This window comes from Shewanella sp. BF02_Schw (assembly GCF_014596695.2).
GTDB lineage: Bacteria > Pseudomonadota > Gammaproteobacteria > Enterobacterales > Shewanellaceae > Shewanella.
The window spans coordinates 832,432-847,196 of record NZ_JABKAW020000001.1; the positions used below are offsets into that span (position 1 = coordinate 832,432).

The following is a 14,765-nucleotide window of genomic DNA, read 5'->3' on the forward strand; positions in this document are numbered from 1 at the left end:
TATGTATTTAAAGCATTATTAAATTAAAAGAAACTAAATTAGCTGTGAGCAAGATCTGAGTTTGTTGTAAATAACTTACTAAAATCTATTAATCTAGTTTATGGTTCAGTGAAGAAAAATTTACTTATCGCAAGTGTTTTAAAAAGGATGATGTATGAATTGGCAATGGATTAGCAACCTCAATATTTCGCGTAAACTGGCCTTACTTGTCATTCCCCCTTTATTAACCAGTATTTTATTCGGTGGTATGTACCTTAATAATGAGTACAAAACTCAGCATCAGTTAGCACTGGTTATTGATTTAACCCAGGCTGCCATTATCAATAGCTCCTTAGTACATGAACTGCAAAAAGAGCGAGGTATGAGTGCCGGTTTCCTCGGATCTAAAGGACAAGCATTTAAAGACAATTTAGTGACTCAACGTGCTCAAACAGACATACAAATTCAACGTTTTAATCTTGTTGCTCAGCAAGACGATTTTCCGCAACAATTACAATCCACATACAATGAAGTTGCTTCAGCATTTAATCAGCTAAGCCAAATGCGTAATAATGTCACGGCCCTTAACATCAGTGTCGCAGAGCAAGTTAGTTATTATACCCGCATCAACACCCTATTATTATCTATGGTCGATAATGCAGCTAGTCAGAGTGTAGATAGCCAAATAGGTATAACACTCAAAGCGTTCGCAGCATTTTTACAATTAAAAGAACGCGCAGGAATAGAGCGAGCAGTACTCAGCACAACTTTTGGTCGCAGTGAATTCCCCCCTGGGTTATATCGAAAGTTTGTCACTTTGGTGGCGGAACAACAAACTTATGCCGAACGGTTTATTGCCGCAGCTAGCCCAGAAAACATTCGCATTTTTAAACAAGCCCAACAAGACAGTGCTATGGCAAATGTTAGTCAACTTCGTGAAATTGCTTTTGCACAAGACAGCGCTGCAATGGCGCAGCAAAGCCCTGAAGATTGGTTTAAAATCGCAACGGTACGTATTGAGCTGTTAACTCAGCTTGAAAAACAATTCAGCCAAGATTTGTCGCAATTAAGCCAAGACAAATTGTCACAAGCAACTGAGCATATGTATCTCACAGGCGCGGTGTTATTGCTGGCTCTGATTTTTGCTATTGTGATGAGCATGGTTGTTTCTCGCTATTTGCATCGTAGTTTAAGTCAGCTACACAAGCAGATATTGCATGCTGGTACTCAGTTTGATTTAACCACTCGCTTAAGCCATCAATCTGATGATGAGTTTGGCCAAATCTCGATAGCATTTAATCAAATGATGGCAGAATTTGAACACGTTATTACCCACGTACGTCGAAATGCATTGAGTTTGGTTCATGCCGTTGAACAAATGAATGGCTTTACTCGTTCAATGCAAGCCGATGTTGAACAAGGTTCGTCAGAAGCCGAACAAGTTGCATCTGCTATGACAGAAATGAGCGCAACCGTCCATGAAATTGCTGCCAATGCGGTACAGGTTTCAGAAGCTTCAGCCAATGCCAATATCGAAGTGCAGAGTGGCAACAATGATGTCAGTAAAACTAGCGATGCGATTCAATTGTTGGCTAAAGAGATAGCTAATGCCGCACAAAGTATTGAACGTTTAGATAAAGATGTACAAGATATTGTGACCATTTTAGCGGTCATCAGCTCTATTGCTGACCAAACTAATTTACTCGCATTAAATGCGGCAATTGAAGCTGCTAGAGCGGGTGAGCAAGGAAGAGGTTTTGCCGTTGTTGCAGATGAGGTTCGTACTTTAGCTCAGCGATCACAACGTTCAACAGAAGACATTAAAGCGATGACCGAGCGCCTTAAAGCGGGTGCAGCCACTGCCGTCAGTGCTATGCAGCGAGGCCAAGTACAAGCACAACAAAGCGTTACAGAGTCACAACATGCAGGCAATGAGCTTAAATTGATTGCTCAACACGTTAGCGTGATTGACAGCATGAACCAATAAATTGCCGCTTCAACACATGAACAATCGGCCGTAGCAGAAGAAGTAAATCGTAATGCCATGAAAATCAACGATATTTATCACCATACGCAGGAAATATCACAACAGATTGCTTTGCTCAATGACAACCTATTAAGTGATGCCAGTGATATGTCACAACAAGTCAGCAAATTTATCCTTTCTAAAAGCTAAGGCGATAAATCGATAACGAACGGTAACGAGCGATGACAAGCGAACGAGCCTAGATGCTAGAACGCTTCGCTGCTAGAGGCTATAAAAGCTTGAGCGACTAAGTCTGAAGGTTTTTTGGTACACCACGGAGCCAACTGTTATCTGCTCTTATAGCCGCGCAGCGTCTAGCAGGACGAAGTCCGCCCTAGTCTCTAGGCTATAAATTGATAACAAGCGGTAAGGGCTATGACAAGCGAAAGAGCCTAGATGCTAGAACGCTTCGCGGCTAGAGGCTATAAAAGCTTGAGCGACTAAGTCTGAAGGTTTTTTGCTACACCACGGAGCCAACTATTGTCCGCTCTTATAGCCGCGCAGCGTCTAGCAGGACGAAGTCCGCCCTAGTCTCTAGGCTGTTAATCGCTTGTCAGCGCTCTTTATCGCCTGTGACCTTTCTCAACTCATTTAGTGCAATGTTGCAGTAATTGGACAAAGAAATCGCTGCCTTTACGTTCCGCAAAAGCTATATTTCGCTCAGGAATGGATTCAGGATCAGTATAGTTGGCTAATGCCATTTCCATGCTGGCTTCACGGATAATATGCAAACAAGGGTAGGGGGAGCGATTGGTAAAATTAGCCGCACTGTCTTGTGGTTCACCTTCAAAACAATAGTCCGGATGAAAGGTCGCTAATTGATAAACACCTTCATAGCCTTGCTCAATTAACTCATCGGTAGCGTAATCGACTAAATCTAAATAAGGGTAAAAACCTTCAAAACCTCGCGGCAAAATAAACAGCGTGGTTTCAGTTTCAGGATGATTATCTAAGTATTGGCACTCTTCAATTAGCGTCTTTAACACAGACTTTGTTTTAGTTTCTTCAATGGCAACATAACGAATGCTAGCGCGTTCGACTTCTCGACGGGCAAACGGACAAATGTTGTATTTCATAATGACATCTTTTACCCAATTTTCAGTATGAGTAAGACATTCATGTTGTTCCATTAGTTAACCTTTTAACGCTAAAAAATTGATTAGTGGGTTGCTGGCGGTAACATCATTGGAATGATCGATGCCACTAATAATAAAGCCATTGTGATATTAAAAATACGTTGCTGACGCTCATTTTTAAGTAAACGTTTAAGTGCCACGCCAAACCCTAACCAAACAATCGCACACGGAAATGCCACGCATAAAAATACGCTGGCAATGGTCACGACTTGGCTATTGATCTCTTGTTGTACTGAGGTAAATGTAGCAATGGCACCTACCGCCATAATCCATCCCTTTGGATTTACCCATTGAAATGCTGCCGCTTGTAAAAAGCTAAACGGTTTGCTTACTTTTTTACCTTCCATTTTACTGCTGCTATTGGCAATTAACCATGACAGATAAAGTAGGTAACTAATACCAATCACTTTAATCACAATATGAATAAAAGGATAAGCTTGAAATATTGCACTTAACCCAAGCCCGACCGCTAATATCATGGTCGGAAAACCCAAGCTAATACCCATTAAGTGCGGAATACTGCGCTTAATACCAAAATTAACCCCAGAGGTCATTAGCATAATGTTGTTAGGGCCAGGAGTAATACCGGCAGAAAAAGCAAATAAAGCAATAGCGAATACTAACTCCATGAAAGGGTCTCTGTAGTGAATTAATAAGATATTTTTATAAATCGAATTCTAGGGGAAATGAGTGATTCACCATAATGATTTTTTTAACGCTTGGTTAAATTTGTCATTTCAAGACTAAAAAAACACTCGTTTTACTGTTAACGGTTTGATATTTATCAAATAAATTATTAGTTACTAAGTGTAATTCTAGTTGGTCATTTTTACTTAACAAGTTCAAGTTTTACCTTTGAACTCGTTATTTCGGCATGTAGACGGTTTTTAGCGATTAAGTTACAAGTCATTAGCAAGTTAATCGCTAGATAGTTTAATAACTAACGTCTACTTCATAAGATGAAAACTTACGAATATTAATTACCCCAGTATCAAAAATAAGGTATTGACCTTTTATGCCTTGCAAAATACCAGTGACTTCAGCAATTTTATCAAAGTTGTGTGATTTAACTTTCACCGGAAACTGCGTAATTGGGTAGCTAATCGCTTGAATGTTGGCATCAAGGCGTTCAATAACAATGTCTTGGTATTCGACTGCGAGCGCTTGCAGTTTATCTTCAATTAGCGGAATAAGTTGGGCTGCTTGTTCAACCAAATCGACATCATCATTATGGCCTTTTAGCATAGCTTGCCAATGGGTTTTGTCGTTAATGAATTTAGCTAATTCAATTTCGATTAAGCCCGACATTTTACGCGTCGACACTTTAAAAATCGGTAAGCCCTGAGTCGCCCCTTGGTCTATCCAACGGGTTGGGATTTGAGTATGGCGAGTAATGCCGACTTTAATCCCTGATGTATTCGATAAATACACGTAGTGGGGCACAAAGCAATTTGATATGCCCCATTCAGGTTCGCGGCAAGTGCCTTGATCAAAATGGCATGTTTCTGGTTTCATTATACACAAGTCGCAACTGGCCAGTTTTGTCATGCATACGTAGCAGTGACCTTGAGAATAACTTTTCTTGGTCTTTTTACCGCAGTTGCTGCAAAAAATATTACCTGTATGAGTCATGGTTAATGACTTACCAATAAGCGGGTTAAGCGCCAAACGCGCTTCACCAACAGGTAAATGATATTCCACCTCATGGTTATCATTGAGGTGGGTTTTCAGTTTTGATAGCGTTCCAAACATGGTTAATCCATTTTTATCATCATTATTTCGTGGCAGTTTAACAGAGGATCAAAACGGATTTTAGACTTAATTGGTTTTCAATGTCTAAATTAACTTATGCTGATTTACTCAGTTTATCTAATACAACATCATCACCCATCTCATACAGTGATGCTGTAATTTGCTCTTCTTGGCTCGGATCGGTTAATCCTAATGCCATAGTAGCTCTAAATAATGCAATGCCCGTGTGACTGGCGGTTTCATATTGGCTACTAAATTGTTCTATATTTACGCCTAGGGCATTCATTTTATTAGATATATGCAACACAATCCCTGGGCGATCATATGCGACTAAGTTATAGTGTAAATGTTTAATAGGTTTAGCACTTAAGGTTGTTTTAGCGAAGGTTAAAGTTAAGCCGTCAATGCATTCCAAGGCGTCAATTAACTCATCCCATTTTAGCGCAGGCACTTCTAATTGTAATATTGCTGCAAAAATACCGTCTATATGGCGCATTTCAGAGTCTAGCCAGTTACCACCATGGCGACTAACTACATTAGCAATTTGTTCTACTAAACCTTTTCTATCAGGTGCTTGAAGAGTAATAAGATAACGCATCATTCGATATTTCTCCTATAAATAATGTCTGTAACACAAATGTCATATTTACGTCATATAATCGCAGCCACTTAAGATTGTGTTATTGTTTTACTGCTGTTTACTTTCATATATTTAGTCATAAATATTTATTGTTAGCATAGTAGACTACACATTCAAAGCGCTAATTATGGCATCGATTAATTATTAGAGGTTCTTAATGGAAAGTCAGGTCAATAAACCTGGTTCTGCGGAAAAAAGTCTACTCGTTGATAGACATGCAACCCGCAGAGCATTTAAGGATAAAGCAGCAGAGATTGGGGTAACCGTTGGCGGCACATTAGTGTTTGTCACCCTGTTATTAATATTTTTCTATTTGCTGTATGTCATCAAGCCCATTTTTGATGGGGCACATATAGAACCTGTTACGAGTGTGAGTTATCAACATGCTGATGTTAAAACCTTAACTGTTGGTAGCGATGAACAAAACGAAGTGCTCTATCGCGTGACCGAATCGGGTATAGTTGACTTTTATTCAGCCGCGAGCGGTGAATTGATTTCATCTTTTAAGCCAAAAATTCCTGAAGGCACAACGGTCACCAGCAGTGCTAAATCGAGCCCAAGTGAGCAACGTTTTGCATTAGGGCTGAGCAACGGCCAAGTGATTGTTGTCGGCATTGAGTTTGGATTAACCTACCCAGACAATAAACGCTTGATTACGCCGACTTTACGTTATCCGATGGGAGAAACGCCATTAACGATTAATAGTGAGGGCGCTGTTTATAATCTGGTGTTTGATTTTAGCGACAGCCGCATGAGCTTTGCTTACCAAAATGCCAATGGTGCTTGGAAGCTTAATCGCCAAGAAGGCGAAGAAAACATGATGACTGAAGAAGTTGAGTGGTCATCTATTGAAGTGTTTATAAGCGATGCTCCTAGTAATGTTATATCAGCAATAATGACTCCTGATCATCGTCAGCTTATTTTGAGTACCAATAATAAACTATTTATTTATAACACTCGCGATGCCGACTCTATTGAGTTACTACAAGTTGTCGATGTTAAAAAAGTGAATGCTGAAGTTAAGCAAGTAAATTTACTTGCCGGAGCAAGCTCTATATTGGTGAGTTATGACAGCGGTATTGTGAGTCAGTACTTCCAAGTTAATAGCGAAAAAGGTCGTTTATATCAGCAGATTCGTGAGTTTGATGATCTTGCTCCTGTCAGTGTAATGGCGACAGAGTTTTATCGTAAAAGCTTTGCAGTGTTGAGTGCAGATGGCGAATTAACCCTGCTTTATACAACCAGTGAACGTCAGTTATTTGACGAGAAATTTCAGTTAACTAACCCAGGTAAAATGGGCTTTAGCCCGCGTTCAAACGCCTTGGTGATTGAAGCCGATAACAAACTTAACCTTTTCTCTGTTGAAAATGATCATCCAGAAATATCGTGGAGCGCTCTGTGGGAAAAAGTATGGTACGAAGGTTACCCCGAACCACAATATGTGTGGCAGTCCACTTCTGGTTCTGACGACTTTGAAGCCAAGTTGAGCTTAATGCCACTGGCATTTGGTACCATGAAAGCGGCATTTTACGCCATGCTATTCGCTGCGCCATTGGCGATTGCGGGGGCGATATATACCGCTTACTTCATGACACCTAAAGTGCGTAATGTAGTAAAGCCTACCATTGAAATCATGGAAGCATTACCGACGGTTATTTTAGGTTTCTTGGCTGGTTTATGGTTAGCGCCACTGATTGAAGATCATTTGCCCGGCATTGTGGTGTTGTTGATGTTATTGCCCACATCAATACTTGCCACTGCATTTGCTTGGAGTAAATTGCCAGAAAAATGGAAGCAGCGCTTACCTGAAACCTATCAAGAGCTAATGCTATTGCCAGTGATTCTATTTATTGGTTGGTTCTCCTTTGAAATCAGCCCAATAATTGAAGTGGCGTTATTTGACGGCAATACTCGTCAATTTATTACCAATGATTTAGGCATCACATTCGACCAACGTAATGCGCTGGTTGTGGGTATTGCCATGGGATTTGCGGTAATTCCAACCATATTCTCGATTGCTGAAGATGCGATTTTCTCTGTACCACGTCATTTATCAAACGGCAGTTTGGCACTGGGTGCAACAAACTGGCAAACCCTGACCAAGGTGGTATTGCTTACCGCCAGTCCGGGTATTTTCTCGGCTATCATGATGGGCTTAGGCCGTGCAGTGGGTGAAACCATGATTGTGTTAATGGCTACCGGTAATACTGCAATCCTTGAGTGGAGTGTATTTGAAGGTATGCGTACCTTAGCGGCAAACATTGCCGTAGAAATGCCTGAGTCGGCCATTGGCAGTACGCATTATCGCGTATTGTTCTTAGCTGCCTTTGTATTGTTCGTGTTCACCTTCTTCTTTAATACCATTGCTGAAGTTGTTCGCCAACGTTTACGCGAACGTTATAGCTCACTGTAAGGAAAGATGATGACTCAATTAATGATTAATTCGCCAATCGCCTTGAGAGGTTTGTGCAATGGGTAAGTGGTTTAAATCAGGTTCACCGTGGATTTGGATGACCGGTGGTGCCGTTAGTATCAGTTTGATTGCCGTTTTAGGCTTATTACTGTTAATCGCTTGGCGTGGCTTGAGTTACTTTTGGCCTGCTGATGTTTATGAATGGCAACTCGAAGACAACAATGGTGTTAAAAGTACCTTAATTGGTGAGATTTACGACCGTGAAGAGGTGCCTACAGAGCGCTTAATTTCAGCTGGTCATAAATTTGCCAAACACCCTGGTGAGTTTGTTACTCGTTACTTGGTAAAAACCGGTAACCGTGAGTTTGTTGGTTTAGATTTTCGTTGGATTTTAGGAACCGATATCGTTAGCCGCTCTATGCCTGCTGATGTCGCTAAACTTGAACGAACTAAAAACGGTAATTTTTACGGTTATCCTGTTGCGGTAATCGAAGACGGTAAACGTTTAGAGTTAACTAATGAAGCAGACATAGAAGCGTCTTTGTTTGACCATATCGACCGCGCAGTGGCAATTTCTGACGAAGCCTTGGCGTTGCAAAAAAGCGATATTGGCTCGATAAATTATCAAATGGAACGTCTACGTTTGAAAGAGCGTGGTTATGAGCTTGATGGTGAGTTAACTGCTGAGCGTAAAGCGGATATCAAGGCGCAAATTGAACTGCTTAACCAAGACTACTTAGTGCTTGAAAAAGACTTGTTTGCCCTGCGTGATAAAGCGGCGCGTGATTCTGTGGTGATTAAAGACATGCGCGGTGTTGAAGTCACCTTGCAACTGGACTCAATTTTAGACGTAAGTTATGTCAATCACATGAGTTTGCTAGGTAAAGTGGGTCACTGGTTTGTGGGAATAGGTCGCTTTGTGAGTGATGACCCGCGTGAAGCCAATACTGAAGGTGGTGTATTCCCCGCAATTTTTGGCACGGTATTTATGGTGATGCTCATGGCCGTTATTGTGACCCCATTTGGAGTTGTCGCTGCTATTTACTTGCACGAGTACGCCAAGAAAGGCCCTATTACTAAGCTTATCCGTATTGCGGTGATTAACTTAGCCGGTGTACCGTCAATTGTTTATGGTGTGTTTGGTTTAGGTTTCTTTGTGTACATGATGGGCGGCTCAATTGACCAATTGTTCTTCCCTGAGGCGTTACCAGCTCCGACATTTGGCTCTCCTGGGGTGATTTGGTCTGCATTAACTTTAGCCATTTTAACCTTGCCGGTGGTGATTGTATCAACCGAAGAGGGTTTAAGCCGAATTCCGAGTGCGGTACGTCAAGGCAGCTTGGCATTAGGCGCGACTAAAGCCGAGACCTTATGGCGCATTGTTATTCCAATGGCAAGCCCAGCAATTATGACTGGTTTGATTTTAGCCGTGGCACGTGCTGCCGGTGAAGTGGCGCCGTTGATGTTAGTGGGTGTAGTAAAATTAGCCCCAACATTACCGATTGATATGAACTTCCCGTTTGTGCATTTAGAACGTAAGTTCATGCACTTAGGTTTCCATATTTACGATGTAGGCTTCCAAAGCCCTAACGTAGAAGCTGCACGCCCATTGGTGTACGCAACTTCGTTCTTATTAGTATCTGTAATTGTTGCTCTTAATTTAACCGCTATCAGCGTGCGCAACCATTTACGTGAAAAATTCCGTTCGCTAGAACATTAATTAGCGATATCCTGAGGAAAGATAAAATGATTTCTATTGATAGTTCAGCAATGCAAACAGAAGCCGTTGATTTAGCTAATTTACCGGCACAGGATACCGCACTTGAAATCCGTAATCTTGATTTACGTTACGGTGACAAACAAGCGCTATTTGATGTGTCGATGAAGATCCCTAAAAAACAAGTTACGGCATTTATCGGCCCAAGTGGTTGCGGTAAATCAACGCTGTTACGTTGTATTAACCGCATGAATGATTTGGTTGATAGTTGTAAAATTGAAGGTGAAATCTTACTTCATGGGCAGAACATTTATGACAAGAAAGTCGATGTAGCGGCACTACGTCGTAACGTCGGCATGGTGTTTCAGCGTCCTAACCCGTTCCCTAAGTCAATTTACGAAAACGTGGTGTATGGTTTACGTTTGCAAGGGTTAAGTAATCGTCGTGATTTAGACGAAGCGGCAGAGCGTTCATTGCGTGGCGCAGCGATTTGGGACGAAGTGAAAGACCGTCTACACGACAATGCATTTGGTTTATCCGGTGGTCAGCAACAACGTTTGGTGATTGCCCGTGCCATTGCCATTGAGCCAGAAGTACTGCTGCTCGATGAACCAACTTCAGCACTTGACCCAATCTCAACCTTAACTATTGAAGAATTGATTACTGAGTTAAAGCAAAAATATACCGTGGTGATTGTGACGCATAACATGCAACAAGCGGCACGAGTGTCAGATCAAACGGCCTTTATGTACATGGGTGAATTGGTTGAGTACGCTAATACCAACACCATTTTCACGACCCCTAAAAAGCGTAAAACAGAAGATTATATTACTGGTCGTTACGGTTAATCTTGCTTAAAACGCTTTTAATTAACATACAGAATTTAGGTGGGTATCATGGAAAAAATGAATTTAAGTAAACACATATCAGGTCAGTTTAATGCCGAGCTTGATGATATTCGTAATCGCGTATTAGCCATGGGCGGGCTTGTTGAGCGCCAGCTTGAGCAAGCATTGGATGCGCTAGCAACACTTGACTCAGAATTAGCGCAACAAGTGATTGAAGGCGACCACAAAGTCAATGGTATGGAAGTGGCTATTGATGAAGAGTGCACCCGTATTATTGCTAAGCGTCAACCTGCTGCCAGTGATTTACGCTTAATTTTGGCTATTTCTAAAACCATTACCGATCTTGAACGCATTGGTGATGCTTGTGTTCGTATCGCCAAAGCCGCGGTAGAAAAGCGCGCTAACAGTCAACAGCCTTTATTGGTGAGTATTGAAAACATGGGGCGTCACGCCACACGTATGTTGCACTCAACGTTAGATGCATTAGCACGTATGGATGCTGATCAAGCATTTGAGTTACACAAAGAAGATGCGAAATTAGACAAAGAGTATGAAGGTATTATTCGTCAATTAATGACTCATATGATGGAAGATCCTCGTTCAATCCCTGGTGTGTTAGACGTATTATGGGCTGCGCGTGCAGTTGAGCGTGTCGGCGACCGTTGTAAAAATATCTGTGAATACGTTATTTACTATGTGAAAGGTAAAGACGTTCGCCATATTTCTTACGAAGAAATGGAAAAAGAGCTGTAATAGGTCTTAGCGACTTTAGAAACGCCCTATGTTGCACTGTTTATCTAACAAACAGCCCCGCATAGGGCGTTTTTGTTTAGCGGTTTTGATGGATATTTGTTATCTTTGGCGCCTAAATCTGATGTAGAAGAAATCGTTCATGAAAAATACCCTTGCTCGTGGTTTAACCAATTTATTACCTATGGTGTTGTCTATTTGGCTATTTTGGTCATTGTTTATCTCACTCGATGGCTTAGGTAAATTATTGCTTGATATTGTGGGGGTAAAATCGGCTTTTGTTGGCGCAGGATTTTGTTTGGTGGCGAGTTTAGTGTTTGTAGCGGGATTATTATTTTCCGTTAGTCCAATTGCTTGGGTGTACAGTTGGGTAGAAAACCAACTGATGAAGTTTCCTTTGTTTAAATCTGTTTATGGCAGTATTCGTGATATCGCCAGTTTAATGAACCGCGACGGCCAACCTAAAACCCAAAAAACGGTATTAGTCAAACAAGCCAATGGTAGTTTTGTCGTGGGCTTTATTATGAGTGACTCAGCACCACAACCCCTTGCCGATGCATTGCCAGAAGGTGATTGGGTGCCAGTATTATTCCAACTCAGTTACCAAATAGCTGGGGTGACAAGTTTGGTTAAACGCGACGACCTTATTTTTGTCGATTGGTCATTTGAAGATGCAATGCGCTTTAATTTAACCGCTGGAATATCGAACAGTAAAGCAACTTAAATAGGCTGGAAGACGGTTTGAGCGATAACGCTGATAAAAGCGGTATCAAGCGATAGCGGCGATAACAAGCGATAACGGTGCTAACAAGCGATAACGGTGCTAACAAGCGATAACAAACCTATAGACTAGAGCGGACTGCGTCCTGCTAGTTCGCTTCGCTGCTATAAGAGCCTGTTGAAGCGGAAACAATCGGTATCGAGCAGTATCAAGCGATAACGGCGATAACAAGCGATAACAAACCTAGATACAAGAGCGGACTGCGTCCTGCTAGTTCGCTTCGCTGCTATAAGAGCCAGTTGACGGTAACAATCGGTATCAAGCGATAGCGGCTCTAATAAACGATAATGGCGATAACAAGCGATAACAAACCTAGAGACTAGAGCGGACTGCTAGTTCGCTTCGCTGCTATAAGAGCCAGTTGACGGTAACAATCGGTATCACGCGATAACGGCGAGCGATGCGCTTATCATCGTTTGTTACTTTGCTTGTATAGCATCTAGCAATGCTAAGTTCTAACCTGTAGTTAGTCAGGCAGAGATTGGTTTTAGGCTTTAGTTTATCTTTGTTGCATTGTCAGCATAGTTTTAGTATAAGTGCACAAAATGGTAACTATCATCTAGTTAACCAACAATATGTGTGAATAACGTCCGTTATTCTTTATAAAGCAAGCCATTTTTATTAGATAGAATTTCTTGCACTTATTTCGGTATTTTTGATTTTCGAGTGTTTTTCACTCGAAAAGGAGAGTTTGTGGCTATAAAGTCGAGTATCAATCCACCTGTTTTTTTCTCGTCGGTGGTGATCATATTTTTAATGGTGTTGCTCTGTGCTGTTTGGCCGGAAGGTGCCAGTCAATTTTTTAAAAGTGTCCAATCTTGGGTTGAAGTAAAAGTCGGTTGGCTTTATATCCTCAGTGTTGCGATATTTTTAATCTTTATTATTTTTGTCATGGTTAGTCGCTTCGGTGACATAAAGCTTGGCCCAGATCATTCCGTACCTGACTACAGCTATAAAAGCTGGATAGCGATGCTATTTTCTGCTGGTATGGGGATTGGTTTGATGTTCTTTGGTGTAGCAGAGCCGGTGATGCATTATTTAGCCCCACCAGATGCGACGCCAGAAACCATCCAAGCAGCAAAAGATGCGCTTAAAATTACCTTTTTCCATTGGGGTATTCATGCTTGGGCTATTTATGCTGTAGTCGCCTTAAGTTTAGCGTATTTTTCCTACCGTCATAAGTTACCCTTGTTACCTCGTTCTGCGCTTTATCCGCTGATTGGTGAGCGCATATACGGCCCAATAGGTCATGCGGTCGATACTTTTGCGGTTATCGGTACCATGTTTGGTGTGGCAACGTCATTAGGCTTTGGTGTTTTACAGGTTAACTCTGGCCTGAGCTATCTAATGAGCGATATTCCAAACAATACCACAGTGCAAGTTTGCTTAATTATTGTTATCACCTTAATTGCAACTGTATCGGTATTTTCTGGCCTTGATAAAGGGGTTAAACGCTTAAGTGAGTTAAATCTTGGTTTAGCATGTTTGTTATTACTTGCAGTGTTATTACTTGGTCCGACCGTAATGTTATTGCAAGCTTTTGTACAAAACACAGGTAGTTACTTAAGTGATATTGTTGGTAAAACGTTTAACTTATACGCCTATCAGCAAAAAGACGACTGGATCGGTGGTTGGACTCTGCTTTATTGGGGCTGGTGGATTTCATGGTCACCTTTCGTCGGTACTTTCATTGCCCGCGTAAGTCGTGGTCGTACAATTCGCGAATTCTTAATTGGTGTGTTGTTTGTACCTAGTGCGTTAACATTCTTATGGATGACGGTATTTGGTAACACAGCAATTGATGCCATCATGAATCATGGTGCAACTTATTTGGCTGAAGCGGTATCAAGTGACGTATCAGTGGCATTGTTTATGTTTTTTGAGCATATGCCAATGTCAAATTTGTTGTCTGTTATCGCCTTATGTTTAGTGGTAACTTTCTTTGTTACGTCATCGGATTCGGGTTCATTAGTGATTGATAACCTCACATCTGGTGGCGATGCTTTCGCGCCTGTTTGGCAACGTATTTTTTGGGCTCTGTTACAAGGTGTTGTTGCTTCTGTATTGTTAGTTGCTGGCGGATTACAAGCCTTACAAACCGCGGCAATTGCCAGTGCATTACCATTTTTAATTGTAATGTTATTTATGTGTGTTGGTTTGTACCGAGCATTGCAAGATGATTGGCTTAAAATCAACAGTGTGCAGTCGCATAATACGAGTGTGCAATATGTTAAAGCTAACATGAGCTGGCAAGATCGCCTTGACGTATTGGTGTCACAACCAAGCCATCAAGATGCACAGGTGTTTCTCGACACCATTGCTCGTCCTGCACTTAATGAAGTCAAAGACACCTTTATCGCAAAAAATATTAAAGCTGAAATGATACTGAGTGATGAGCGTATACGTTTGGTGATTGGTTCAGATGAAGCTCTGGCGTTTGCGTATGGTTTACGGATTCGAGCACACAACATGATGGGTGCTGAATTAACTGTCGAAAATGCTGAACAAGCTTTCTATCGTGTTGAAGTGTATCTTGAGCACGGCGGTCAGCAATATGATGTGATGGGTTATACCCAATCACAGATAATTGCAGATATCGTGACTCAATATGAGCGTTATTTACATTACCTTTATTTATCGAATTCTTCGCCTGTAGCTGAATAATCGTAAAATAAGATCTAGCAAACAATTGCCCCAAGCGATAACAGTGATTATCCTTGGGG

The 14,765-nt window shown here is 41.4% G+C and carries 10 protein-coding genes and 1 pseudogene; 7 read left to right on the plus strand and 4 right to left on the minus strand.

Annotated features, from left to right (window positions below; translation table 11 throughout):
- The first annotated feature begins 154 nt into the window (after window positions 1–154).
- Window positions 155–2,155 (plus strand): annotated as a pseudogene (locus tag HNW13_RS03820) (methyl-accepting chemotaxis protein).
- Between the two features lie 437 nt (window positions 2,156–2,592).
- Here the strand turns inward: HNW13_RS03820 and HNW13_RS03825 are convergent.
- The 4 genes from HNW13_RS03825 to HNW13_RS03840 form a co-directional block, all read right to left on the minus strand.
- Window positions 2,593–3,135: a DUF1415 domain-containing protein gene (locus HNW13_RS03825; protein WP_192115244.1), complete on the minus strand. Its 543-nt coding sequence runs from the start codon at window positions 3,133–3,135 to the stop codon at window positions 2,593–2,595.
- A gap of 29 nt (window positions 3,136–3,164) precedes the next feature.
- A complete protein-coding gene (locus HNW13_RS03830) occupies window positions 3,165–3,770 on the minus strand; it encodes a LysE family translocator (protein ID WP_101086703.1) in 606 nt (201 codons plus the stop codon).
- Window positions 3,771–4,074: 304 nt separating this feature from the next.
- Window positions 4,075–4,893 carry a DUF2797 domain-containing protein gene (locus HNW13_RS03835; RefSeq protein WP_101086704.1) on the minus strand — a complete coding sequence of 273 codons (819 nt, stop codon included), beginning with the start codon at window positions 4,891–4,893 and terminating at the stop codon, window positions 4,075–4,077.
- Window positions 4,894–4,987: 94 nt separating this feature from the next.
- Window positions 4,988–5,494 (minus strand): ACT domain-containing protein, encoded by a 507-nt coding sequence (locus HNW13_RS03840; RefSeq protein WP_011636830.1) that lies wholly within the window; start codon window positions 5,492–5,494, stop codon window positions 4,988–4,990.
- Window positions 5,495–5,690: 196 nt separating this feature from the next.
- Between HNW13_RS03840 and HNW13_RS03845 the strand changes: the two genes are divergently transcribed.
- From HNW13_RS03845 to HNW13_RS03870, 6 genes are all read left to right on the plus strand, one after another.
- On the plus strand, window positions 5,691–7,946 hold the full coding sequence (locus HNW13_RS03845) for an ABC transporter permease subunit (RefSeq protein ID WP_192115243.1): 2,256 nt from the start codon (window positions 5,691–5,693) through the stop codon (window positions 7,944–7,946).
- A 58-nt stretch (window positions 7,947–8,004) separates the two neighbouring features.
- A complete protein-coding gene (gene pstA, locus HNW13_RS03850; protein ID WP_192115242.1) occupies window positions 8,005–9,666 on the plus strand; it encodes a phosphate ABC transporter permease PstA in 1,662 nt (553 codons plus the stop codon).
- 26 nt (window positions 9,667–9,692) lie between these two features.
- Window positions 9,693–10,511 carry a phosphate ABC transporter ATP-binding protein PstB gene (pstB, locus tag HNW13_RS03855; RefSeq protein ID WP_101086707.1) on the plus strand — a complete coding sequence of 273 codons (819 nt, stop codon included), beginning with the start codon at window positions 9,693–9,695 and terminating at the stop codon, window positions 10,509–10,511.
- Between the two features lie 48 nt (window positions 10,512–10,559).
- A complete protein-coding gene (gene phoU / locus HNW13_RS03860) occupies window positions 10,560–11,264 on the plus strand; it encodes a phosphate signaling complex protein PhoU (RefSeq protein WP_041412865.1) in 705 nt (234 codons plus the stop codon).
- A 139-nt stretch (window positions 11,265–11,403) separates the two neighbouring features.
- Window positions 11,404–11,985, plus strand: coding sequence for a DUF502 domain-containing protein (locus HNW13_RS03865; RefSeq protein ID WP_192115241.1), 582 nt, complete (start codon window positions 11,404–11,406; stop codon window positions 11,983–11,985).
- A 750-nt stretch (window positions 11,986–12,735) separates the two neighbouring features.
- On the plus strand, window positions 12,736–14,706 hold the full coding sequence (locus HNW13_RS03870) for a BCCT family transporter (RefSeq protein ID WP_192115240.1): 1,971 nt from the start codon (window positions 12,736–12,738) through the stop codon (window positions 14,704–14,706).
- Window positions 14,707–14,765 lie beyond the last annotated feature (59 nt).

What these genes read in the sequence shown, in the direction of transcription:
- HNW13_RS03825 (WP_192115244.1), bottom strand. Translation starts at nt 3,135, where the DNA reads ATGGAACAACATGAATGTCTTACTCATACTGAAAATTGGGTAAAAGAT.
- pstA (WP_192115242.1), top strand. Translation starts at nt 8,005, where the DNA reads ATGGGTAAGTGGTTTAAATCAGGTTCACCGTGGATTTGGATGACCGGT.
- phoU (WP_041412865.1), top strand. Translation starts at nt 10,560, where the DNA reads ATGGAAAAAATGAATTTAAGTAAACACATATCAGGTCAGTTTAATGCC.
- HNW13_RS03840 (WP_011636830.1), bottom strand. Translation starts at nt 5,494, where the DNA reads ATGATGCGTTATCTTATTACTCTTCAAGCACCTGATAGAAAAGGTTTA.
- HNW13_RS03830 (WP_101086703.1), bottom strand. Translation starts at nt 3,770, where the DNA reads ATGGAGTTAGTATTCGCTATTGCTTTATTTGCTTTTTCTGCCGGTATT.
- HNW13_RS03865 (WP_192115241.1), top strand. Translation starts at nt 11,404, where the DNA reads ATGAAAAATACCCTTGCTCGTGGTTTAACCAATTTATTACCTATGGTG.
- HNW13_RS03835 (WP_101086704.1), bottom strand. Translation starts at nt 4,893, where the DNA reads ATGTTTGGAACGCTATCAAAACTGAAAACCCACCTCAATGATAACCAT.
- pstB (WP_101086707.1), top strand. Translation starts at nt 9,693, where the DNA reads ATGATTTCTATTGATAGTTCAGCAATGCAAACAGAAGCCGTTGATTTA.
- HNW13_RS03845 (WP_192115243.1), top strand. Translation starts at nt 5,691, where the DNA reads ATGGAAAGTCAGGTCAATAAACCTGGTTCTGCGGAAAAAAGTCTACTC.